Source organism: Symmachiella macrocystis (genome assembly GCF_007860075.1).
Classification (GTDB): Bacteria; Planctomycetota; Planctomycetia; order Planctomycetales; family Planctomycetaceae; genus Symmachiella; species Symmachiella macrocystis.
The window spans coordinates 4,110,066-4,133,847 of the sequence record NZ_SJPP01000001.1; the positions used below are offsets into that span (position 1 = coordinate 4,110,066).

Sequence of the window (23,782 nt, forward strand, 5' to 3'; positions counted from 1 at the left end):
GTGAATTAGTTGCTCGGACGTTGGTGCACAAGACGCGATGCGTTGTCGGTAGAAATCAGATTGTTGTCCGCGTCGTAATACCGGACCTCTTTGATTCGCAGTTTGACAACACGATAGGCACCGTAGGTGACGGCTGAATTTTCCACCGATGTTTCGGGCGAATATTTGTTGAGGTTGTTGACCAAAATCAACTCGCTCAATTGCATCTGGGTTCCGCCGAACGATCCCCATGTATCAGATTGGCCGTCTTTGATCCGCAGGGTCAAGATGTTGTTATTGACCTTCAAGGATTGTGTCCAAGTGATCGTCTCGCCCTTGGTGCTGAATTCACCTTCTCGAAAGTTCTTGGAATACAAAAACAAATCATCCGACCACGATTGCAATTGCAGTCCGCCGGAATAGAAGCTGGGGATTTCACGATAATTCCAAGTGACCATGCCGTACAGATCGTCAAGGTCTTCCTTGGGGCTCATCACGGTCATCAATTGCGGTGCGGATATGGAGTTGGAAGGCTCATCGAGAACGAGCTCCCAATCTTCTTCGACCCGCAGGACATTGGGCGTACCGTCATACGAATAGACGGATGTTCCGGCAACCAGAAATGCGACGGCTACCAAGGCAGCGGCGGTGCGATGTCGCAGCATACCACGACATCTCTCAGACAACGTGCGAATCAACATGATTCTCTCCCTTTGACAAGACGGTTTCGATATCCGAACAACGAACTACAGATGTTGGAAGTTCCGGACCGCGCAAGTCAGGAGTCCATCAAACCGGGTTGATAGACCGGTTATTACGAAATGTCTTACTTTTCGTAATAGCCGGGGGGGGATTCGGCACGGTGCCTATTCGGAACCGCAAATCAAACCTAGGTCAGGGGCGCAAAAGGTCAAATAAATATTCATATTTCTTGACGAAAGTGTTCGTCGAAAGAGAAGATATGAAGCGCAAGCATTGCCTAATTGTCGGCGATTTCGTTGCTGGTGAGCGGTTTGTGCGCTTTTTCAATTTGGAATCGCGCCCAAATAAGCCTATCCCATGCGTGGACGACGTCCAACGAATGCCGTGTTCTTGAACAACGTTCTGTTTTTACGGCGAACAATTCCCTTAGCGAGACGGGACCACGTTGCGTAAAAAAAGCCGCCCTCTTATGTGAGGGCGGCCTGATGATTTTACGAGATCCCGAGCAGCTTGAAGTCGTTACTGATTACGTTGCTTGCAATTTACGTTTCCGCCAGCCATAGCCGGCCAAACCGAACATGCCCATGGCCATCAGCAGCATACTGGACGGTTCGGGGACCACACCGGGAGCCGGCGGCGGTGGTGGCAAATCAGGGGGAATGTTAACAAAAGTTTCGCTGCCCCCACTGGCAAAGCCCTGTACATGGATGCCAATGCGAAGTCCACCAGCGGCACCAGCGAGGTCGATCGCCGCGACTGTATCGGCGAAGGTCACGCCGCTCATCAGATTCATGATGACGGTCAATTGTTCGCCCGGATTCACACCATTGGGCTGAGCCGGTGCATCAGAATCGGCCAACAATCCCACCGTCACATCAAAGCTGGGTGAGATGTTATTACGGGCGGGGATATTTGGGGGATTGGCGCCTGGGCTGAAGTCAACTCCGAGGTCTCCACCAACACCGTCGTCAGCATCGATCAGCGATGCAATACTTGCCAAGTTGCCGTCGTCATCGAAATAAACATCCGCAATTGACGAAGCGTCGGGGCCGGCATTCCTAAAAATGAACGCGACCTGACTGCTCCCGACATCGCTTAATTCGACAGTGAGCTGAGTCTCACCAATCAGCGAGTCGCCCACGCTATTCGCGGATAAGCGCCCGAAACCCAAAATTGGACCGGCTTGCGTTGTCGTATCAAGGGCAAAAAGCAGTATTGGAACTGCAAAACAACTGAAAATTCTTAACCTGGTCTTCTGCTTCATGACCGAACCCTCTCGCAAAGTTTTACAAATCTATTTCCAATGTATAGGCCCGATAAATCTAGTATGGGGATGCGCGATAGGAGTAAGCAATTATAAATTATCCGAATATGCCGATAATATGGGTTTTTACCAATATGTCGGTCTTGGCACCGCCAGCATTGCCGAAAAACAGATCTGCCTGTAGTGACATACCCGGTACTCGAAGACTAAATCTAAGGTTTAGCGATTTTGAGCGTGATGAACATCCGGTAAGATTCAAAGTGAGCCGTGACGAACAAAGTTGACCAAGAAGCGATTAGAACCCTCCTATCTGCAGAAGTTCTGACAAGCGGGGCTTGCTGATTAGTGCGGGTTGAGTGTAGGCGACACGGTCGTCGTGAGGCGTAGCGGAACGAAGGTTGTGGCCGGGCGTGGTCCGAATGGAGCCGGAACCCTTCCTGAAAGGAAACCCGCTCGTGCCGGGTGGAAAAGCCACCGACCGAAAGACCGCACACTTGGAACACGTCGCCAAGTTGATTAGCAACAGGCGGCAAGTCGTGCGCCGCCGCTATTCACCCCGATGAGAAAATTAGCATCGCGATGGAAGGCATTCGAAGTCATGAACCGGGGTCAGTGCCCACTACCGCCGCGAGGTCATCGCACAAATACCATTTCACGAACTGCAAGTTGGGTTCATGTCATTAACTTCAAAGCTACTCATTCGCCGCGGTACAAAAACGGCCAGCGTGTCGGTAGAGCTGGGGCTGAGGATGGCGACTAGAGCCCCCTCGGTGCCTGCCTACGCAATCACGCCAGCTGGTCGTGTGGACTCTAGCTATAGCGTGCGACTGTCTCACGCGTGTCTACTGCGGCGTCAAGGAGTGAACCCACCAGGATGACCCCGAGAAACAGGAGACGGCGGCTGTGCTCTGGACAACTGACCCTTTGGCCGGATTTTGACATTGAAGTGAGCTAGAACCACACGGGCTGACGATTGACCGTTGCCTTACTTGGTCTGGCCCGTACGCGGTAAACTGGTCTGATAGAATCGGGATGGCCTCGGGCGACTTGCAAGCGCCCCGGTCTTCAATGCGGACTAGGCAGGTGGTCGCCTTCATCACCTGTCTTTGGCGACATCTACACTGTCCGGCCCGACATGAAAGACTGGTGACTTCATATGGCGGATTCTCAGGAAAAGATCGACTGGAATACGGTACGCGCAGCGGCGTTGGATTGTCTCAATGTGACCTGGGATATGGTTTGCTGCGCGGAACGTACTCAAGAGGTCGGTTACGACGTGAAACGGGCCGCTTCACACCTAGCGGTGATCAACACGGCACGCGACACGTTCAGGAGGGCGATGGAGGTTCTTCAACCCGGTTTTGAAACCGCCACCGACGTATCGGTCCGGCATTCGCCAGTGTTCGATGCGTTTGCGTTGGCAACAGTGGGTGAAGGAGCGCGGCCTGATTTCAAATTCGGTGCAACTGCGCATGAGACAGCTTTTGAACTGCTACGCAGGGCAATCTTATGGGTAGAAAACGGTTTGAACGACGAGTTGGAGGAAATAGGCGCACCCGATAATTACCTCGAAGGGATCGACGACTTACACAAGCGTTCTCCGGAGGAACTGCGAGACACGTTGCGCCGCTTGGTAGAAAGACAGCCCCTTCACAACCTCCTGCCCGGGCGACAACTCCAGGTACTCCGCACATGGATTGACCGGGAGTGGGCCGCGGGTAGTCACTTCGCCCCCTCGGACGATCTTCCAGATTTCTCCGGTGCGATAAAACATGGCAAATTCTATGAGTTCTGTTGGGCAAAGGATTTGCGCGAAGAATGTACAAGAGGTGCAATGGAGTCAGTACGTAGCGAATGGAAGAAAAAGTTCGGCGGAAAGACAGACAGCATGGGGAAAGTGTTGTATCCGACGCTTCCAGACGCCCGAGCGTGCAGGAAGGCATATCTGGAAGCTCTGAAGCGAGCGAAGGACGGCTCGTAAGGGGTGGTTTCGCGCACGCCAAGAAAATCGCGAATTCGATCTGATCTATTATACGCAGTCGCATGTCGCGTGCGCCGCGCACGTCTGCGCACGTCGCAGCATAAACGCATCGACTATTCGAAAAACGCTGCTCTAATCACTCCCGTAACGCAGACCGCTGTATGAGTCTGCGAGAGACGACACGTCGAACCAACGGGAGGCGAAAACATGAAAGCGACTGCATCAGCTCCGATCGGCGAAACGCTGATTGATTCAAGACAGGCAGCAAAGAAGCTCGGCTGCTCCGTCAGGCACCTCGACAACCAGAGGGCCGCGGGCAAGATTCCGTTCATTCGTATTGGGAATCTGATTCGCTTTAGCCTAGCTTCACTCGACGAGTGGATTCGTGAGCAGGCGAACTCCGCCGAAAGCGAGGTGGTAGATGACGCCTGAAGAACGCCAAGCCATCGTCGACGATATCCGCAGGCTGCATCAGGACGGCGACTCGGTCGCTGAGATCGCTCAGAAGCTGTATCTGGCTGAGCCGACCGTCCAACACGCCATCGAGCGCGGCAAGTTGCCGGAGCCTCAACCGTCAACGCCTGAGTAACGCCGCGCATTAGAAACCCGGGAAGCACCCACTTCCCGGGTCTCTCTTTTCTTCAATCATCCGCAGGAACGGACACCCCTATTATGCAAAGACTATACGATTCGTCCACCGTCAAAAACGCCGCCCGAGGAAACTGGCTGAGTATTCTCTCCTCACTTGCCAGCATTCCGAAAACGTCACTCGATGGACAAGGACACCCGTGCCCGCGTTGTGCTGGAACCGACCGGTTCAACAGTGACCGGAATACGTTTCAGGACAATGGCCGGGTGCACTGCAACCAGAAGTGCGGTATCGGTGGCGATGGCTTCCACGTGCTGCAGGAGCTGAACGGCTGGGACTTCAAGACGACTGTTGAGAAAGTCGGGGAGTTTCTTCACTGCGATGCTCGGAGCACACCGCGAGAGCAACCGAAACCGAAGCCGGCAAACGGAACAGCGTATCCGGGAGCGATTCAGCGGACGCTGAAGAACATCAGGAGCCGAATTCCTGAAGGTGTCACGATCGCGGATAAACCGGACAACGTCTGGCAGTACGATCACGCCGACGGATCGCCCGCCGGTGTCGTGCTTCGGTGGGATCGATCGGACGGAGAAAAGGAAATCCGGCCGCTCACAGTTTTGGAATCCGGCTGGATATCGAAAGCGATGCCAGAACCGCGGCCGCTGTATCGTCTGCCGGCCATCATCGAAGCGGAAAAAGCGGAAACAGTCTACGTCTGCGAGGGCGAGAAAGCCGCCGATGCGGTTTGTTCCTTCGGACTGGTCGCAACTGCGTCCGTCGGTGGAAGCAAAGCACCCGGCAAAACGGACTGGTCACCGCTGGGCGGCAAATGCGTTGTTATCGTTCCGGACAACGACCAGCCTGGCAAACAGTACGCGAAAAAAGTCGCGATCTGCATTCAGCAACAGGCTACAACGGCAGAAGTCCTGCTTGCCGACCTGTCAGTTACGTGGCCGGAGATTCCCGACAAAAGCGATGCGGCCGACTGGTCAGAACACTTTGACGGGCAACCGCCAGAATGGTTTCGTGACCAGCTTGAACGAATCGCGAAACCGCTGGATATTCCGCAGGGCAACGCTGGATCACTCGCGGCGTCAGACTCCCATTGCTGGCCGGAACTGATTCCCTTTGACACTCCGGACTTGATGAGCATCGACGTTGACGGTCTTCCAGATTCCATCCGGGAAATGGTTCAACAGGCCAGTGAGGCCACCGAAACACCGCCGGAAATGGCGTTGATGGTTGCTCTCGGAGCAATCGCCACCGCGACGATGCGAAAGTGGGACGTGCTGATTGAAGAGGATTTTCGGCAACCGCTGAATCTTTACCTCTGCTGCGTGATGCCGCCGGGGAATCGCAAGTCTGCGATCTTCCGGCGAATGTTCGAGCCAGTTAATCAATATGAAACACAGGTTCGCCAGGCTGCAGAGTCCGAATTTCTGCGGACTTCATCGGACCGTGAGATTTGGGAACGGCAATGCACGGACCTGAAGACGCGCATCGGCAAGGCCGACGGGGAAAAATCAACAGACATGCGTCGGGAACTGGACCAATTACTGAGCGATGCTCCTGAGGTCTTTCATAAACCGCAGTTGGTTTCCGACGACGTAACGCCCGAGAGCGTCTGTACATTGCTCAGTCAGAATCACGAACGCCTAGGAATCGCGTCTGCTGAACCGGAGGTGTTTGATTTGATTTTAGGGCGCTACAGCAAGGGGCCGAACCTGGGAATGTGGCTCAAAGGCCATGATGGTGATCGACATACCGAAAACCGTCGCGGCCGACCTGAACCCATTTTCCTGAATTCGCCGTTGTTGACGCTCACAATCATGGCGCAGCCGGAGGCCATTCAGACTGCTGGCAGTCATCGAGTTATGCTAGGCCGGGGAATGCTGGATCGGTTTCTGTTTTGGTATCCACCGTCACCAGTGGGAAGCCGGGATTGTGTTTCCGGCAGTGTCGATCCATTGATTGAACAATGTTATGCAGATCGTCTGTCGGGATTACTGAAAACAGGGGTCCGCCTGGACGGATTCGGACACCCTGAACCGATGGTGCTGACGCTGAACCAGGACGCTCACGCGCTGTGGAAAGCAGAACAGATTCGAGTTGAACGTCGCATGGCGGACTGTGAGCCGCTGAGCACAATTGCGGGATGGGGAAGTAAGTATGCCGCTCAGGTTGCCCGTATGGCTGCAAACCTGCATCTGATGGAAGACGGTCACGATCAATCTGTGATCAGCGATCAGTCTATGGAACAAGCCATTCGCATTGGCCACGTCATCGAATCGCACACCAGGGCAGTTTTTCAGGCGATGGGCGCGAATCCGGCAATGAAAACCGCTCGGAAAGTAGTCCGTAAGATCACAGCGGAAAATCTGTCGGAGTTGTCGCGCCGTGATGTGATGCGAATCGACAGAACGATTGATGTTGAGGAAGCACAAACCGCCATCGACCTGATGGTTGACCATGGTTATTTGATTGCTCAGCACACCGAGCAACGAAAGGGCAGGCCATCAGACAGATACGACGTGAATCCGGCCGTCTTAAGGACGTGAAGCACGGACAAAAAGGACAAAAAACCGATCTGAAGGTTCTCGAATCGATTATTGTCCTTTTTGTCCCATGTTCGGGCAATCCGGATTGCCTGTTCTGATGGAATTCGACAATAAAGTACTTTACTTCTGGTAACGCAATCTCGATGCTGTACCAAAAGGAAAGTGTACTCATGAGTGAAGATCTGCTGAACCAGTTACGGGATATCATCGCGAACGCGGAGGAATCCCGGTATTCGATGAGTAAGGCGACAGGCATCAGCGAAAGTCAATTGGCGCAATTTATGGCGGGAACGAAAGGCCTGGGGCCTGTTGCCGTCGACACTCTACTGAGCCACCTGGGGTATGAGGCGGTCCTGAAAAAGAAACGGAAGGCTTGAGTAAATGGCAACAATTCGCACAAAATCGACAGGCTCGAAAGCCGTTCAAGTCGTCCTAGGTGATGGTTCGCGCCGTGCAATCGGGATCGGCAAACCATCAAAAAAGGATGCCGAATCTTATTGCCAATACATCGGTAAAATCGAAGCTGCAGCACTGAGCGGCACTGGTATTGAACCAGCAACCGCAAAGTGGGTGGCGTCAACAAAACCGAATGTCCGCAAGCGATTGGAAGAACTCAGCCTGATCGAGCCGGCACCGGATTCCGAGGAGGTTGGCACCGTTTCCGTTGTGTCGTTGGTGCAGAGATACCTTGCAGAACTCGATGTGAAGCCACGCACCGTCAGCCGGTACCGAAACCAGACGGCATTCCTACGGGATCACTTTGCCGAATGCGAAGACATCACCGAGTTGACCGCCGGTGACGGAGAACGATTTCTGAAGTCGCTCAGGCGAGAGAAAAAGAAGAACGGGGAATCACTGGCACAGAACTACATTCACAAGATCTTGAAAACATCCCGGCAGGTCTTCGCTTTTGCGGTTGCTAATGAGTTGATGCAGATCAACCCGCTGGCCGGCATCTCTGTCCCTGAGCAGGTGGATGAGGACAGAGACTTCGAAATCACCCCGGAGATGACAGTGAAGATCCTGGATGCCGCCAATCCAAAGTATCGACTCATCATCGCATTGGCTCGCTACGGTGGCCTCAGATGACCGTCTGAGCTGGCCGGGCTTCGCTGGAGTCATTTCGTTTGGGATCAGGATCGATTCATCGTACACAGCCCGAAGACGGAACACTGCGGCAAGGATAAGCGGGTCGTGCCGATCTTCACAGAACTGCTGCCTTACCTTCTGGAAGCCCAGGAACTGGCACCAGAGAAGGAAGATCGAGTCTTCCGAGACGTTGATGGAGAAAGCAACCTCCGAACCGAGACGCTGCGAATTCTCACCCGTGCCGGAATCACTGATGAGATTCCGCGGTTCTACCAGAATTGCCGTTCCAGTCGGCAGACGGAACTGGAAGCTGAGTTCGCTTTGCATGTCGCCTGCAAGTGGCTCGGCAACTCAGAAAAAACCGCCCGGAAGCATTACCTGAAAGTCCGGGAAAGTCATTTCGAACAAGCCAGTCGCGCCGGTGTGTTCCCCAGTGTGCTGAACATGACCGCAAGATGTAGTAAGGCTTCGCAGGCAAGTGAAGCCGCGCATGAAAAAACGCCGGGAAATGATGATTCCCCAGCGTTTCGCTTGTGGTCGGAGTACACCCGGAGGGATTCGAACCCCCAACCCTCGGTTCCGAAGACCGATGTTCTATCCAATTGAACTACGGGTGCAGATTAGTCTGTCAAATGACATTCATCTTGTGCGCGCAACCGGCAATGAGCTGTCGATCGCGATTCTACTTAACGCGCATCCGCACGTAAAGCTGCTCAGTGAAAACCGTTGACGGCGGATTCAGCTTTTTGGGCTCAACCTCTCAGGGGATTGTCAGCCAGAACCAGAATGGTATCCATGTAGATTTGTTGATATAAATAGGATGGCCAGAACAATGCTGCGGTTCGTGGAACATCCCTGTCTGCTGGAGTCTGAGTATGTTGACGATTGCCGGACGTGCCCATTCCACTGGAGATTTTTGCGACGGCGTTTCGCGACGTGATGTTCTGCGGATTGGGAGCCTCGCTGCGATGGGAACCGCCAGCGCGTGGTCACTGCCGGACCTGCTGCGTGCGGAATCGCTTTCGGGCAGCAAGTCGCTAAAATCGGTCATCATGATCTACTTGGTCGGCGGACCGCCGCACCAGGATATGTTCGATCTCAAGCCGGAAGCCCCTAAGGAAATCGCCGGGCCGTGGCGGCCAATCGCGACGAATGTCCCCGGCTTTGAAATCTGCGAAGCGTTTCCCCGACTCGCTACAATGGCGGACAAGTTGACGGTGATTCGCTCGCTGGTGGGCAATCAGGCCGGTCACGATGCGATCCAGGTTTTCAACGGCCATCACCCCAAAAATCAAAAGCCGTCGGGCGGTTGGCCGCAATTTGGGACGATGGTCTCGAAAGTACAAGGGCCGGCGCGTCCCGAATCTCCGCCCTTTGTCAGCCTTTGCTACACCTGCACGCACGGTCCTTACAACGAACCCGGTCCGGGGTTTCTGGGAGCAGCACACTCGCCGTTCCGGCCGATGGGTGAGACGCGACACGATATGGTCCTCAACGGAGTCACGCTCGACCGCTTGGCCGACCGGAAATCGCTCCTCAACGGGTTAGACCTCATCCGACGGGAGATCGATCAGACCTCGACAATGGAGGGTCTAGACGCCTTTACCGAACAAGCGATGGGGCTGCTCACATCATCGAAGCTGGCCGAGGCATTGGATCTCTCACAGGAAGATCCACGCACAGTCGAGCGTTACGGGACCGGTGACCCGACGATCATGATCGACAGCAACGGCGCCCCACGCGTACCGCAAAGCCTGTTGCTCGCCCGCCGTTTAATCGAAGCCGGTGTCCGCGTCGTCACGCTGAATTACAGCAAGTGGGACTGGCACGGCGGTCGGAATACCGAAGGGCGGGCCGATAACTCAATCTTTCTGCGCGAAGAAGAGGATTTTCCGATCTTCGATCAATGCGTCAGCGCGCTGGTGGAAGATCTCCATCAACGAGGACTGGCCGAGGATTGCGCAGTCGTCGTCTGGGGCGAATTCGGCCGGACGCCGAGAATCAGCGCCCGAGTCGGCCGCGATCATTGGCCAAAAGTGAACTGTGCGTTGATGGCCGGTGGCGCGATGCAACACGGACAGGTGATCGGCGCAACCGACCGCATCGCCGGAGAAGCGGTCGCCCGGCCGGTGACGTTTGGCGAAGTTTACGCCACGTTATTCCGGCATCTCGGCATCGATACCGGTCAAACCACAATCACCGACCTCAACGGCCGCCCGCAATACCTGGTCGAAGGTGAAGCTCTGCCCATGTCGGAATTGGTCTAGTCGCGAATCGCTATTTCCAAGTGTTTTCCTCGACCGGCTTCCCATTGGTCGTGAGGATTTGGAAATGGTGAAACCCGGCATTCATTCCCGAATAACGCCAAACGACTTTCTTATCGCGCGTGATTTCAAACAGTTTGACCGCGTCGCCTTTCGCGTGATAGCTGGAGATCACCGTGTTGCCGTTCGGCAAGCGCTGCGCGCCGCAGGCATCATCGAAGAGATCTTCGCCAAGGTCGTCATTCGTCACGCTCCAAACGATCTTGCCATCGGCATCGACTTCGATAATCCGATTGCCGTTCGTACAAGCGATCAGCGTATTGCCATCTTTCAGACGGATGGCGGTGAAGGGCCAGTCACGTTTTTCGCGGCCACGGTCATCCGTCGCAAACGAGCGGACAACTTTGCCCGTATCAGGGGTGTATTCCTTGACGGCGAAATCGAATAAGTGCGGCGCCAGGTAATTTCCATTCGGCAACACCCGTAGCATCCGCGTTTGCATGTGAGCATTGTCTGTCTGGCACTGCAGCGGCGTCGACTTAACGACTTCTCCTTGGCGGTTGATTACCAGAGCACGCGGCTTGGGACCCAACTCGGCAAGCAGATACTTGCCATCAGGCAACGGTTGCACGGTGCTGGTCTCTTTTTGCTGAGCTTTGTATTGAAAAACGATCTTTTTCGTTTCGCGATCAACTTCCACAATGCCACCGCTGGGAAACTCTTTCGTCCCATACAGCGCCAACAACACGTTGCCATTGGGAAGCACCCAGCCATCACTAGCCGGCATATCAAATTTCCATTCCACTGCCCCATCTTCGCCAACAATGACCGCCTTATTGGCAAGCCCAACACCAAGAAAAGAATGCTGAACAGCAGCGTCCTCTGCCGCAAACGCCAACTCCCCATACATGCTGAACGTGATGCAAGTCGCAACCGCTAGCAATAGGCTACTCCAGCGGAGAAATAAACGGCTCTGCATCGCGTCTGTGGCAGCGGATTTTTTCATCACGGATTGGCTCCTAGGGATCAAAAAACAAAGGCTCACAAAGTATCATGCAACACGACTCAACCGACACACAAGTGAGGCTTGCGGGCCATTGGCGGCACATTTCTCCACTCTCAACGAAAAAAGGACTCACGCCCAATCGACGTAAGTCCTTTCACTTTAAGTGCCCAAGAGAGGACTTGAACCTCCACGGGATTTAACTCCCACTAGGCCCTCAACCTAGCGCGTCTGCCAATTCCGCCACTTGGGCTGCTGGGGGGCTGATTACTAACCCCCCGCATTCAAACGAGTTGTGGTTTTTTTAGCGGCGATTTTGCTGTGAGGGAACCGCAAACCGGACACCGTTTCTGCGTGCCTGCTTGCATCGCAAAGCGCACACCTGTTCACATAACCACGAGTTGAACAGGTCGCGGGCATTATACAGCCTCCCTGCAACGGATTCTAGCGTTGCAGCATGCGAATTCGGCCCGGATATCACCGATTGACACTCCTTTTTATCTGCCGTACACTCCCGCTCCCTTTTCCCCAGCCTCTCGCCCGTTTTGGCGAAACTTGCCTCACCAGTGGATGTTTGGATGCACTCTGTGAGCTCCCTTTGGTTGCTAGTCATTGCGTGCAGCTTAACCGGCTGTCACGTGTTTGATGATGCGCCGGATGATGCCGCTGGACCGGAGAAAAGCAAACTTCCTCCCATCACGGCGGCGCCCAACGCAATCGAGCTGGAAATCGGACACATTCGCCGCCCCATCGACGACCCGATCATCAGCGAACGGCTGTGGAATGATATCAACCAAGTCGTGGCGGGCGATGAGGAGATGAGCTGGCAGCGGATTCGAGACAACGGATTTCGCGTAGGCATCGCCGCCGCCCAACCGCCCGACTCACTGGTCACCCTGCTGCAACCGCCAGCCTCAAGATCGGGAGCCTCTTGGACCCCCATTCCCACAAAGTTACAGTCTGTGGTCGTTCGCGACGGCACGCCGACGGAAGTAACGGCCAGCCCCTATTTCACACGTTGTAAAGTCGCAGTCGCTGAAGGGGCGGAAACGACCTATCGCGAATTTGAATTGGCGCAGGGAAAATATCAGATCACAGCTCGCAAGACTCAAGACGGTTGGGTCGAGTTGGAAATTGTGCCTGTGATGTATCACTCCCACGCAACACCCCGTTTCACTGCCGCTGCCGCCGGAAGTTACACCTTGCAGCACGGCCAGAAGCGGAAGATCTTCCACCCGAATCGTTTTCAGGTGCGGATGATGGTTGGAGAATGGGTCGTCATCGGCGGCAGCCGCGACCAACCCGGCACGCTGGGGCATCAATTCTACTTCGGGACCGAAGCGGACGACCAACAACTGCAAGAATATCGCCGCCGCACTCAACAGAAAGCGGCCGATCCGTCTGGCGAAAACGTCTCCTTAGCCGCGGATGAAGACCTTGCGACGGAAGGAGATTTTCAACGACTGCTCGTCGTAAGAATCGCCAACATGAAACCCGCCGTCATGCACTAGATGGGCGGTGTTGCGAGCTGGGATCCCCTGCAACTGGGATGCCATTCAACCGAAGGTCAAAAAAAGCCTCACGCAAAGCCGCCAAGTTCGCATAGTCGTATGCTGTGTTGAACGGTCCACTGTAGCGGATCCTACTGTGACTTCATCCGCCACCGCTTCCAGATCCGCCAACCGTACCACATTCCACCAACGCCGCAAAACGCGGCCACTCCAAACGCTGGTGCCCCGACTCCCCATAGTCCGGCAGCAGCGAATGCTGCCGCGACGACAAAGAAGATCAGGGCACATGCGATTGCCTTTTTCTGTGACGGTTGTTCCGGTTCTCTTCGGCGAGCTTCCCATTCCTTACGGCGAATTTCCCGTTGGGAATACGTTTGCCAGTTCTCTTGGATTTCTGTTGGGAACATATTGCGGATGAAATCTATGATCTCGTCTTGCTCAAATTGTTGATAGCCATCAACGTTTATTTGGATTTCACCCGTAACACCCGAAATAAAGACATTCCGCGCCGCACGTACGCCCCACTGGACTCGGCTCACATCGTCGCTACGCATCGATTCTCGACCGATGCAACCTTGCTGGACAATTCCTGTTTTGGAAAGATACAGTCGTGCGCGAACGCTTGAGATTATCACAAAAATCCCACCTACGACGGCCCCGCCCCAAATGAACGCCATAGAGATTAATGCGCCAATCGATCCAGGCTCGGAATCGAGCATCTCGAATATTGCACTTACAGTTGAGAAGATGCCTATGACGCTGCAGAGAACGACGATTATTAGACCTTTGATGAAATTACTTTGATCACTGCGAAAGGTCCGAGTGTCTTCCTGTACTGTGATGTCCTCATCGCCCTGAGACTTCATTATGGATTTCGAGCCATCGATCACAGGAAAAACTCGCATCAACAACAATTGGCCTACCGTCCCACAGAGGAAGCCTACCAATAGCGAGAAGACTGTTTGCTGACCGAATGCGTACAAGCTGGACAGAATCGCGGTGGCAAAAAACAACAGCGCAGCTGCGGCAGTCGTGATGCGAATGAGATATTGCGGCGAGCGGTTACGCTGCGGTTCACTACGGCAAAATATGTCCCACCCTTGTTGGATCTCCGCAGGAAACTGGCGGCGGACGTGGGCGATGATTTCTTTACCATCCCGAATCGGGTATTCGTAGAAATTGATCGTGAGCGTTGCCGTAGCCGTTTGGAGCCGAATCCTTCTTTTACCGCTTTCGTTCCAAATCAGTCTCAAAACATCAACGTTTTGAATCGACGATGTCTTTCCAGTCCAAGCTCGTTTCGCGATGCTATCCGGAGAAAGAATCAGGCGATCGCGGATATACGAGAGAACCTGAAACAGACCGATCGCAATACTACAGCTCCAAAAAATAGCTGAAAATAAGCGGAGACCACCAGCATTAGAATCGGGGATTATAGTCCCCACAAAAGCCACGTAATAACAGACGAGCGCTATGGCGCCGCAATAAATGGTTTGGCAAATGCCGAACCATAGATGTTGCCGGTCAATCCGATAACAGCGTGTCGTGGTTGCATCTCCGTCGCGCTCGGAAACCACTTGGGGGTACCTCCGCTTTTTATTGCCTGTCACATTATGTGACTCCTGCTAGGCAGGCAAAAAACGAAATAAATGCTGCGGAAAATCACAAAAGTGGTTCGCACAGCCCACCGGACCTTACCGTTTCCGCCAATCCACCGCAACGTTGTGCGCGGGTCTTCAGGCCCCGCACTTGACGTAAGCTTTACGTATCTTCGACCCAAAAGTCCAAGGTCGTGTTGGGTTCGAAATGAAAAGCCAATCGATCTCCAATGTGGGAGAGTGGCCGCCAAGCTGGAGTTCCGGGACCTTCGAGGTAGAATTCGATTGCTGAGTTCTCGTAAGTAGCGACCGGCGCAAGTGCCGCGGACGAGTTAAAATTGTCGTCCAAAAATCCCCTCAGGCATTCGATTTCTTCGATGAGATCGCCATCGTTTACCGCTAGAATCGCCTCATGCAGCAGGCGTGGCCGCTGTGGATTTTTCCCGAGAACATGCAAGGGAGCCAACCACTGGGTTAGCCAAACGGCTTCGCCTGCAGTGATCAGCTTTACAGCCTCCAAGCCAGGGAGAGCCGACGTTGCTGTATTGCATTCCGTGTAGACACAACAAGGGATCATTGGAATCCCGCACGTCACGACATACGGTGGTGGCGAATACTCCTCGGGTTCCTCGAAGCCTCTCAACGCTTCGTTCCACGCGTCGAACCTTTCGCCAAAAGCGGGGATGAACGCAACGAAGTCGCCGAACCGTCGCATGCAAATCCACCCGCCTGCCGAACATCCCGTGTTCCCACATTCCGCACAGACAATCACCTGCGTCGGATCAGCATTGAACTGTACATAGTCCAGTGCGTTAACCAGACAGGTGTCCCCGGCAAAGACCGCGCGGGTGCTAGGCCGACCCCCGCTTGATGAAGTGAAATCTAACTCAACGTCTCGAACGTCAAGTTTGTCGATAATCCACCATTGAGGCATCGGTTGCATCGGATTAGAGCCTTGACCGTATGATTACCGTTTCCGCCAATCCACCCCCGACATCTCCGCCAGCGCCAATTGCAACGCATGTGTGCTGTCGCGGCCGGTGGCCTGAATCGACAAGTAAAAGGCTCTTGTAGTTACTCACCCCTACCGTGGGCTTTCTAAGACCACCTTGACTAGTTCAGATGCATAGGCGTCCGGACTGGCTTGGAAATCGCGATTTACCTGTACCGCTACCGCAATGTCCGGTTTTGAAAAATATGCCATGCTCGAGACCCAACCCGGGAACCAGCCGGTATGTCCGTACACGGTTCCCAATTCAGACTCAGTGATGAAAACGCCCAGACCGTAGAATCCCTTGTTCGATTTTCCGATCGGTACCTTCGATCCGAGCAATTCCTTTTGCCAGCGTGGCTCAAACTGTTTCCCACCATACAGCGACATGGCCCAGCGCGCGAGGTCGCGTGGGTTGGAACACAACCCGCCTCCCGTCCATTCATTGCCAGGATGGAAATGCATCGTGCCTGCCTCCGCGTTTTTGGGCGGCAATCCCAACGGATTGTCCTTGGCCAAATAGCCGGGGGCCAGTCCGGGCAACTTCCGTGTATTCGATGGACTCGTGAGCGTGAGCTTCAACGGTTTTAAAAACCGCTCCCCCACCTCTTCGTAATACGACCGGCCGCTGACTTTTTCAATAATCAGACCAACCAGGATGTAACCGGTATCGGTGTAACTATACCCTTCTCCGGCAGCAAATAACGGCTCTTTATTGAGAGCGAAACTCACAAGTCGCTCGGGACCGAACACGAAATCAGGGTCACCCGACACTATGGCTTCTTGGACGATCGCGTTGGCATACTCCACACTATCAACGTGATCCGTCAGACCACTACTATGCGTCAGCAAATGCCGCAAAGTAATGTCGGACCCGTTGGGCAACTTCGCAAACCACTTTTCCTCGCCCAACCAGGTGGAAATCTTGTCGTCGAGATTCAGTTTGCCTTCCGAGGCAAGTTGCAGCGCCACAGCCGCCACAAACGTCTTACCGATACTGCCTGCCAGCATGCGGGTCTCGGTCGTCATGGGAATCTTGTGCTCAACATCGGCCAAACCAACTGCAGCCGTGCCAACTCGACCATCCGGCATCACAAATGCAGCTGTCGCTCCAGGAAAGCCATGCGCGCGGTGCAGCTCTTCAAGTTTCAATTGGAAACGTCGTTCGACAGTTTGGAACGAATCAGGTTCCTTCGCTTCGCAGGCAGGTTGCCAATCGACAACCAACAAACAGGGCAATAGCAAACCAACGGCAATGAGGTTGTGTTGTCGCCAACGCATAGCGTATCTCCCCGTGATTTTGTGAAGTTCTAGCCACCTACCGCTTGCGCCAATCCACCCCCGACATCTCGGCCAGCGCCAACTGCAACGCATGCGTGCCGTCGCGGCCATGGCCGGTGGCTTGGACCGAGAGATACAGCTGGTGCGCCAGTGCTAAGCCGGGTAGGCATAGCCCCATGCGTTTGGCTTCGGCTAGGGCGATGCCCATGTCTTTGATGAAGTGCTCGACGAAGAAACCGGGGTCGAAGTTGTTGTCCATGATGCGTGGGCCGAGATTCGAGAGCGACCAACTTCCCGCTGCTCCCGTTGCCACCGATTGCAGAACCGTTGGCAAATCCAAGCCCGCTTTGTGGCCATATAGCAAGGCTTCGCAGACGCCGATCATGCCGCTGGCGATCAACGTTTGATTGACCATCTTTGTATGCTGTCCAGCGCCAGCGGGGCCTTGATGCACGATCGTTTTGCCCATCACTTCCCAACAGGGATTGAGCGCCTCGACGACCTCTTTGTCGCCGCCGATCATGATCGACAACCGCGCCTCTTTCGCACCCACGTCGCCACCCGAAACGGGAGCATCCACGCTGTGCACGCCTTTCGCCTGGGCGGCTTCGGCGATTTCAATCGCTAGCGACGGTTCGCTGGTGGTCATGTCGACCAGCACGTTGCCCGCCTTCGAGCCGGCCAGTGCGCCGTCTTCGCCCAACATGACTTCCCGCACGTCGCTGGGAAAACCAACAATCGTGAAAATCACGTCCGAGGCTTCGGCAACAGATTTTGGCGAATCGGCCCAGACAGCCCCTTTGGCAATCAGCGCGTCAGCTTTGCTTTTCGTGCGGGTATAAACTGTGGCTTCGAAGCCGGCGTCGATCAGGTGCCCGACCATACTTTGGCCCATCACACCGGTGCCGATCCAGCCTACTTTTGTCGTGCCGGGAGCAATTGTTGGTACACTCATCGTTGGTATCTCCTTTGAACCGACTTATCGATTAACCCGCTCACCAAGTTTCCGTAGGGCAGGCTCCCGCCTGCCGTTATCGTGCGCGGCAGGCGAGAGCCTGCCCTACTTTATTAATTCTTCTTTGTGGCTCTGCGTTTTTGCGTGAGTTTTTTGGGAGCGGCTCATTTCTCGTACTACATAGAAAGGTGCGTCGCGACGCACCCTACATCGTTTGAAATCACAGCCCGTTAAAACTGCTGCAAGAACTGTACGTCGTTGGTGTAGAATTCGCGGATGTCGGGGATGTTGTGCCGTCGCATGCAGAACCGCTCCACGCCCATGCCGAATGCAAAGCCGGAGTATTTCTCAGGGTCGTAACCGACCGAACGTAGGACATTCGGATCGACCATGCCCGCGCCGCCAATCTCCAACCAATCATCGCCCCAGCTCATGTCGACTTCCACCGAGGGTTCGGTGAAGGGAAAGAACGAGGGCCGAAAGCGGACATGCACGTCATGCCCCAAGTAAGTTTGCGCGAACAATCGCAACACGGTTTTCAGTTCGGCCATCGTCACCGATTCGCCGATCATCAAACCTTCCATTTGATGGAACATGCAGGAGTGCGTGCGGTCCATCGTGTCGGGGCGGTAGACGCGGCCCAACGAAATGATACGAATCGGCGGCTCGGTCTGTTCCATCACCCGAATTTGCACGGTCGACGTTTGACTGCGCAATAACAACGGCCCGCCGGCCGCGGTCTCTGCCGTCGCTAGATAGAAATTCTCCAGCGGGTCGCGAGCCGGATGGTCGTCGGGGATGTTGAGTGCTTCGAAGTTGTGGTGTTCATCTTCGATCTCGGGACCGGAAGCGACGGTGAATCCCATCCGCCCCATGATCTCTTTGAATTCATCGATCGTCTGCGTCAGCGGATGCCTATTTCCCAATCGTGGCACCGCACCGGGCAAGGTGATGTCGAGTCCCGCGGCGGTCGTTTTGGGGGCCGAGAGCTGTTGTTTTCGCTGATCGTAACAGGCGGTGACTTCTGTTTTGACTTCGTTGAATCGCTTGCCCAGGGCTGGGCGTTCTTCAGGCGTGGCTTGGCCTAACAGCGATTGCAGATCGCGCAGCCGGCCTTTTTTAGCACCGAGAAACTCGACCCTGATTTTTTCCAACTCCTCGGAAGAAGTAGCTGCTTCAATGGCAGCTTTTGCCTCCTGAGCGTACTCGTCGAATTTCTGCTTGACGGATTCCATCAGAGGTTTGGCCGTTTTGATGAAGGATTACGGAAATCGGAGGGAGATATCATGGTACCGAAATAAATCGATCCCCGCGCGTCTTTGCAGGCGGCGGGGACCGAGGAATTGCGTGTTCGGCAAATAAGCATTGAGACCAGCAAGTAGCTGGCAGCCGGTTTAAGCGGCAGCAGCGACTTGCGCCTGTGCCAGTTCGACCAGTTCGTCGAAAATCTGCGGCTGGTGGATGGCCAACTCGCTGAGCGATTTGCGGTTCAGGGCAATCTCGGCTTTGAGCAAGCCATTGATAAACCGGGAATAGCTCATGCCCCGACTGCGGCAGGCAGCGGTGATCCGCGTGATCCACAGTCTGCGCATATCACGTTTCCGCACGCGGCGATCGCGATACGCAAATGCCCGTGAGCGGACGAGGGTTTCCTTGACCGTACGGGTCAGGTTTTTACGGCCCCCGAAATTACCGCGGGCCTCTTTGAATAACCGTTTTTTGGCACGCCGACGAGCGGCGCCTTTGCGAACTCTCATGACTCTAAACTACCTGTTGTCTAAATTGTGCCGCAATGTGACTTGAGCGGATTACCGGGAGTGCGTCCCGGCTCGTAGATCATCTGTATTAGCCAGCATGAATTGCCCAGCAGTATTGTGCTGAAAAGGCTGAGCGAGCCTTGGCGCCTTGTCCACCAAGGTGGCCCGCCCACAATCCAATACGGCAATTCTGAAAAAACGCGCGTCGTTAGCTGCTAGGCCGCAATGCGGCTTGAATCAGCTTCGCCTCTGCGCCGACGAGCACACCATCCTGACGCAAATCGCTTTTGCGCTTGGAGGTCTTTTTCCCTAAGATATGTCCACGAAAAGCCTTGCGATGCTTGGCTTTCCCTGTAGCGGTCACTTTGAACCGCTTCTTAATTCCCTTATGTGTCTTCTGCTTGGGCATGATCCCGCCGCCAGAGTCTATGAAAAATTGGTTTGAATATCTTCAGAAGTCGCGGATTATAGCGGACTTCCGTTTCGGAAAGCCAGCCTGCGCGTGCAAAAAAAACGTTTGCCGCTCGAGGAATCTCTAGCTGGACCCCGAAAATCACCCCACAGTCATCCCCTTGATCGGCACAAATGCCTGATCCACCGCCGGATTTCACTGCTGAGTCGCCAAAAAACCTAGTGTTTTGGCTCGGTTGAATTCTTGGCTAGGGTGCCACTGGCTTTGCCAGTGCAAAACGAAATCTCGAAAGTACTTGCAAAGCACTGGCGGAGCCAGTGGCACCCCAAATCTTGAGTTTGTCAGAGCACTAGAACCCGTTTCAAAACCCAGTCGCGCTTGTCCCGGTTACCTGCTGTTCGGTGTCAGCGGGACGCGTCTGACGGTTTTGAAACGATTGCTTGTCTCCGCCGGGGGTTAGGACGCCCGCGGAGCCAAGATTGCGCTCATCTGGTTCCGGCCTTCCATGCTGGGGAATTTCTCAACCTTCGCAATATCGTCCAAGTTTTCGATAATGCCATTGAGGATCTCCATGCCTCGGTCCTTGTGCGCCAATTCGCGACCGCGAAAAATGATGTTCACCTTGACCTTGTCGCGTCCTTGCAAAAACGTGCGTGCACGTTTGACCTTGAAGTCGATGTCGTGGTCGCCCGTTTTGGGGCGGACCCGAATTTCCTTCAGTTGAACGTGATGCTGCTTGGAGTTTTTGGCCAGCCGTTTTTTCTGTTCGTACTTAAACTTCCCGTAGTCCATGATGCGGCAAACGGGAGGGCGTTCGTTCGGAGCAACCTCTACAAGGTCCAGGCCTTCGTCATACGCAACTTGCTGTGCGTCGGCTGTGGGGATAATTCCTAGCATTTCCCCCGTATGACTCACAACCCGCACTGGTGTAATGCGGATTTGATCGTTGAGTCGATGACTTGTGTCGATAGTTTGTGTCCTTTTCAGTTTGAACTAGGCAACTCATGGTAAAAAATACGTCTGAACTTTTATCGTGCCGCTACGCCCGGATGTGCGTCTACGACACTCCTTGAATTGTCAGGTGCCACAACCCCGTATGCGGTCTCTAACGATCTATTCGCCAAACCCGCACCGTTCTTAACAACCTGACAAGCAAGAACGATTGTACAACTCTGAGGATATTTTGACCCCTAAACCTCACTCCGTCAAGGACTTGCCCACGACATCTTGAGCCTTGCCGGAGAAAAATGTCGCTGTAGGACGACTCTCCTGAGCCCTGCCAGTGGCTAAAACTCATGTCGCTGCTTGTGCCTGCGGTGGTTTTGTCGCTGCGACACTCTTCAGTTTCTCCTCGACGATATCCTCCGGCGCACGGATCGCTTCCCCAATCTGTACGGCGGTATACCCTTTGTAGGAGCCGGGTTGCGCGTAAAACTTCGGTACGCCCTCGATGTCGACCTGCAAAGGTTCCGATTTTTCGGTGCCGGTGGGAATAACGTCCCCGACAGCCATATTCAGTAGGTCACTGTTGGTTAAGTGCGTCTCTGCCAATCGAACCACCAGGTTGACTTTTGCGTGGTTGACCCCCGATTCGAGGTTCATCGACTGCCGCGCATCGGCCTGTTTTTGCGTGTAGGTGGACCAGGCATTGGACGAAAATTTGCCGGCCAACGGTTCGATGGTATTAAACGGGATGCACAAATTCATAATGCCCCGCATTTCACCCATCGTGATTTCGAAGCTGATCAACACGATGACCTCGTTGGGCGGCACGATCTGCACTAGTTGTGGATTGCTCTCCACCTGGCTGATTTTCGGATCCAATTGGCAAATCCGTGCCCAGGCGTTTTTTAATGCTTCGATGGCCAAGTTGGTGATGCGGCTGGCAAGTCGTACTTCGATTTCTGTCAGCGGCCGTCCCGGCAATTTTTGTGTCGAATCCCGTCCGCCCCCCAAAAGTCGATCAATGATCGGAAACACAATGGACGGGTTCAGATCAAGAATGATATGCCCTTCCAATGGTTCGGCCGTCAGCAAATTGAAGCAGGACGGGTTCTCTAAGCTGTAAACGAATTCGCTGTAGGTCAATTGGTCGACGCTGATCAGCTTGACTTCCACAATTGTCCGTAGCATCCCGCTCAGCGCAGCACCGAATTCCCGACCAAAACCTTCGTGTAGCGCTTGAAAGCCCCGCATCTGCTCTTTGCTGACGCGTTCGGGACGCTTGAAGTCATAAATGCTGACTTGGGAATTCGGATCATCCGCGCGCTTTTGACGGACCTGCACACCCGGATCCAGCGCCGATAACAGCGATTCCACTTCTGATTGGCTGAGTACGTCTGCCATCCTTGGCCTCCACCCATTGCCGTCTACCGATTCGAGGGGTACCTTACTCTCGAATCTGCCCCGCGCCTTGCACGAGGTATTTATAACTGGTCAATTCCCGCAAGCCGCACGGCCCGCGGGCATGAAATTTATCGGTGCTGATGCCAATCTCGGCTCCCAAACCGAATTGACCACCATCGTTGAATCGCGTGCTGGCATTCACAATCACCGCGGCCGAATCAACCGCCGCGCAAAAACGTCGCGACGCCGCCAAGTCGTTGGTGACGATCGCTTCGGTATGCCGCGAACTGAACTCTTCGATATGATCGATGGCTGCCTGCAAGTCATCGACCACCTTGATGGAAATAATCAGGTCTAAAAACTCATCGGCGAAATCTTCGCGTGTCGCCGGGACCGCACCCGGCATGAGCGGTAACGAACGTTCGCAACACCGCATTTCGACGCTCTGCTCGGCGAACTTTGCCGCCATTTGCGGCAGAAATGTCTCCGCCACATCGCGATGTACGAGCAGGCTTTCGGCCGCATTGCATACGCCAGGGCGATGGCATTTGCTGTTGATCACGATACGCAGTGCTGTATCCAAATCCGCTGCCCTGTCCACATAGACGTGGCAATTTCCATCGTAGTGTTTAATGACCGGCATTGTCGCTTCGGCGGCGACGCGTTCGATCAGTGCTTTGCCGCCACGTGGAATCGTCACGGAGATCTTGTCGCTCTGCCGCAGAAAATGCCCCACCGCTTCTCGGTCGGTCGTTTCCACGAGTTGGACAGCCTGCTCAGGCAATCCCACATCGCCGAGCGCTTCTTGCAGAATTGCATAAAAAGCTTGGTTGCTGTGAAAGGCCTCTTTGCCTCCCCGTAGAATCACCGCATTGCCGCTTTTAACGCACAGCGCGGCTGCATCGACTGTGACATTGGGCCGCGATTCATAGATGAAAAAGACCACTCCCAGTGGAACGCGGACTTTGAGAACCTCCAACCCGTTGGGGCGGATGTTGCTGTCGATGACCTCCCCCACCGGATTGGACAACGCAACGACTTCCTCAAGTGCTGTCGCAATTCCTTCTAATCGATCGGGCGTGAGTCGCAATCGGTCAACGGCCGCGGCATTCAGTCCATAATCCGGTGCCTGGGCAATGTCCTGTTCGTTGGCGGCCAAAATCTCGTCGCCGCGCGAACGAATCAGCTCCGCTGACCGGCGCAGCCAATTATCCTTTTGACCCCCGCTCGCCAGCGCTAAACCCCGCGCAGCTTGTTGCGCACGTTCAGCGACTTCGCGCGTGTACGATTTTAAGTCCGGTATTTCTGCTGTTGTCGCTACATTCACCGCTGTTTCCACCCGAGTTCCGCTTGTCTTAAAACGTTCGTTTTGAGATCAGCCTGCGCAGAGACCTTCCACGCGTGCATCGATCAGCACTTTCTGGCCTAGCAAATTGACCTCGATTGCTTCATTAGTGAGTATCGAGAAACTCCGACTTTCTGTCAACGCGGCTTAGCGCCTG

General features: G+C 54.5%; 22 protein-coding genes and 2 tRNA genes. 9 read left to right on the top strand and 15 right to left on the bottom strand.

What is annotated here, in order from left to right:
• Window positions 1-5: 5 nt before the first annotated feature.
• Together CA54_RS16045 and CA54_RS16050 are read right to left on the bottom strand one after the other, a co-directional pair.
• Complete coding sequence (locus CA54_RS16045; RefSeq protein WP_146371826.1) at window positions 6-680, bottom strand: hypothetical protein; 675 nt, start codon at window positions 678-680, stop codon at window positions 6-8.
• Window positions 681-1,207: 527 nt separating this feature from the next.
• A complete protein-coding gene (locus CA54_RS16050; RefSeq protein ID WP_146371827.1) occupies window positions 1,208-1,945 on the bottom strand; it encodes a PEP-CTERM sorting domain-containing protein in 738 nt (245 codons plus the stop codon).
• Window positions 1,946-3,101: 1,156 nt separating this feature from the next.
• On the opposite strand from CA54_RS16050, the gene CA54_RS16055 reads away from it, so the two are divergent.
• The 6 genes from CA54_RS16055 to CA54_RS16075 all read left to right on the top strand — a co-directional run bounded on the left by CA54_RS16055 (window position 3,102) and on the right by CA54_RS16075 (window position 8,162).
• Window positions 3,102-3,926, top strand: a complete 825-nt coding sequence (locus CA54_RS16055; RefSeq protein WP_146371828.1) for a hypothetical protein — start codon at window positions 3,102-3,104, stop codon at window positions 3,924-3,926.
• Window positions 3,927-4,133: 207 nt separating this feature from the next.
• Window positions 4,134-4,358 (top strand): helix-turn-helix domain-containing protein, encoded by a 225-nt coding sequence (locus CA54_RS16060; protein ID WP_146371829.1) that lies wholly within the window; start codon window positions 4,134-4,136, stop codon window positions 4,356-4,358.
• Window positions 4,348-4,515 carry a helix-turn-helix domain-containing protein gene (locus CA54_RS29410; RefSeq protein WP_197532497.1) on the top strand — a complete coding sequence of 56 codons (168 nt, stop codon included), beginning with the start codon at window positions 4,348-4,350 and terminating at the stop codon, window positions 4,513-4,515. The genes CA54_RS16060 and CA54_RS29410 overlap by 11 nt, the downstream gene beginning before the upstream one ends.
• An 83-nt stretch (window positions 4,516-4,598) precedes the next feature.
• On the top strand, window positions 4,599-7,073 hold the full coding sequence (locus tag CA54_RS16065) for a DUF3987 domain-containing protein (RefSeq protein WP_146371830.1): 2,475 nt from the start codon (window positions 4,599-4,601) through the stop codon (window positions 7,071-7,073).
• Between the two features lie 170 nt (window positions 7,074-7,243).
• Window positions 7,244-7,450, top strand: coding sequence for a hypothetical protein (locus CA54_RS16070; protein WP_146371831.1), 207 nt, complete (start codon window positions 7,244-7,246; stop codon window positions 7,448-7,450).
• Window positions 7,451-7,454: 4 nt separating this feature from the next.
• On the top strand, window positions 7,455-8,162 hold the full coding sequence (locus CA54_RS16075; RefSeq protein ID WP_146371832.1) for a hypothetical protein: 708 nt from the start codon (window positions 7,455-7,457) through the stop codon (window positions 8,160-8,162).
• A 543-nt stretch (window positions 8,163-8,705) separates the two neighbouring features.
• On the opposite strand, the gene CA54_RS16080 is transcribed toward CA54_RS16075, so the two are convergent.
• Window positions 8,706-8,779, bottom strand: a tRNA-Arg gene (locus tag CA54_RS16080).
• Between the two features lie 258 nt (window positions 8,780-9,037).
• Here CA54_RS16080 and CA54_RS16085 point away from each other — a divergent pair.
• Window positions 9,038-10,429 (top strand): DUF1501 domain-containing protein, encoded by a 1,392-nt coding sequence (locus tag CA54_RS16085; RefSeq protein WP_146371833.1) that lies wholly within the window; start codon window positions 9,038-9,040, stop codon window positions 10,427-10,429.
• A 10-nt stretch (window positions 10,430-10,439) separates the two neighbouring features.
• Here the strand turns inward: CA54_RS16085 and CA54_RS16090 are convergent, their stop codons facing one another.
• The gene (locus tag CA54_RS16090) at window positions 10,440-11,432 is read right to left on the bottom strand and encodes a beta-propeller domain-containing protein (RefSeq protein ID WP_197532498.1); all 993 of its coding nucleotides are present in this window, start codon (window positions 11,430-11,432) and stop codon (window positions 10,440-10,442) included.
• 164 nt (window positions 11,433-11,596) lie between these two features.
• Window positions 11,597-11,682: transfer RNA gene (locus tag CA54_RS16095), tRNA-Leu, on the bottom strand.
• A 334-nt stretch (window positions 11,683-12,016) separates the two neighbouring features.
• Here CA54_RS16095 and CA54_RS16100 point away from each other — a divergent pair.
• The gene (locus tag CA54_RS16100; RefSeq protein WP_146371834.1) at window positions 12,017-12,940 is read left to right on the top strand and encodes a hypothetical protein; all 924 of its coding nucleotides are present in this window, start codon (window positions 12,017-12,019) and stop codon (window positions 12,938-12,940) included.
• Between the two features lie 131 nt (window positions 12,941-13,071).
• Here the strand turns inward: CA54_RS16100 and CA54_RS29850 are convergent, their stop codons facing one another.
• Window positions 13,072-13,830, bottom strand: coding sequence for a hypothetical protein (locus CA54_RS29850; RefSeq protein ID WP_231963083.1), 759 nt, complete (start codon window positions 13,828-13,830; stop codon window positions 13,072-13,074).
• A 72-nt stretch (window positions 13,831-13,902) separates the two neighbouring features.
• On the opposite strand from CA54_RS29850, the gene CA54_RS29855 reads away from it, so the two are divergent.
• Window positions 13,903-14,337 carry a hypothetical protein gene (locus CA54_RS29855; protein ID WP_146371836.1) on the top strand — a complete coding sequence of 145 codons (435 nt, stop codon included), beginning with the start codon at window positions 13,903-13,905 and terminating at the stop codon, window positions 14,335-14,337.
• A 364-nt stretch (window positions 14,338-14,701) separates the two neighbouring features.
• On the opposite strand, the gene CA54_RS16115 is transcribed toward CA54_RS29855, so the two are convergent.
• From CA54_RS16115 to CA54_RS16155, 9 genes are all read right to left on the bottom strand, one after another.
• Window positions 14,702-15,481, bottom strand: coding sequence for a hypothetical protein (locus CA54_RS16115; RefSeq protein WP_146371837.1), 780 nt, complete (start codon window positions 15,479-15,481; stop codon window positions 14,702-14,704).
• A 141-nt stretch (window positions 15,482-15,622) separates the two neighbouring features.
• Window positions 15,623-16,810: a serine hydrolase domain-containing protein gene (locus CA54_RS16120; RefSeq protein ID WP_197532500.1), complete on the bottom strand. Its 1,188-nt coding sequence runs from the start codon at window positions 16,808-16,810 to the stop codon at window positions 15,623-15,625.
• Window positions 16,811-16,847: 37 nt separating this feature from the next.
• Complete coding sequence (locus CA54_RS16125; RefSeq protein WP_146371839.1) at window positions 16,848-17,765, bottom strand: NAD(P)-dependent oxidoreductase; 918 nt, start codon at window positions 17,763-17,765, stop codon at window positions 16,848-16,850.
• A gap of 230 nt (window positions 17,766-17,995) precedes the next feature.
• Window positions 17,996-19,000, bottom strand: coding sequence for a phenylalanine--tRNA ligase subunit alpha (pheS, locus tag CA54_RS16130; protein WP_146371840.1), 1,005 nt, complete (start codon window positions 18,998-19,000; stop codon window positions 17,996-17,998).
• 159 nt (window positions 19,001-19,159) lie between these two features.
• Window positions 19,160-19,522, bottom strand: coding sequence for a 50S ribosomal protein L20 (rplT, locus tag CA54_RS16135; RefSeq protein WP_146371841.1), 363 nt, complete (start codon window positions 19,520-19,522; stop codon window positions 19,160-19,162).
• 208 nt (window positions 19,523-19,730) lie between these two features.
• Window positions 19,731-19,931: a 50S ribosomal protein L35 gene (rpmI, locus tag CA54_RS16140; RefSeq protein WP_145378673.1), complete on the bottom strand. Its 201-nt coding sequence runs from the start codon at window positions 19,929-19,931 to the stop codon at window positions 19,731-19,733.
• A 459-nt stretch (window positions 19,932-20,390) separates the two neighbouring features.
• Window positions 20,391-20,921 carry a translation initiation factor IF-3 gene (infC, locus tag CA54_RS16145; RefSeq protein WP_146371842.1) on the bottom strand — a complete coding sequence of 177 codons (531 nt, stop codon included), beginning with the start codon at window positions 20,919-20,921 and terminating at the stop codon, window positions 20,391-20,393.
• Between the two features lie 306 nt (window positions 20,922-21,227).
• The gene (gene fliM, locus CA54_RS16150) at window positions 21,228-22,280 is read right to left on the bottom strand and encodes a flagellar motor switch protein FliM (protein WP_146371843.1); all 1,053 of its coding nucleotides are present in this window, start codon (window positions 22,278-22,280) and stop codon (window positions 21,228-21,230) included.
• 43 nt (window positions 22,281-22,323) lie between these two features.
• The gene (locus tag CA54_RS16155; RefSeq protein WP_231963085.1) at window positions 22,324-23,607 is read right to left on the bottom strand and encodes a glutamate-5-semialdehyde dehydrogenase; all 1,284 of its coding nucleotides are present in this window, start codon (window positions 23,605-23,607) and stop codon (window positions 22,324-22,326) included.
• Between the last annotated feature and the right edge of the window lie 175 nt (window positions 23,608-23,782).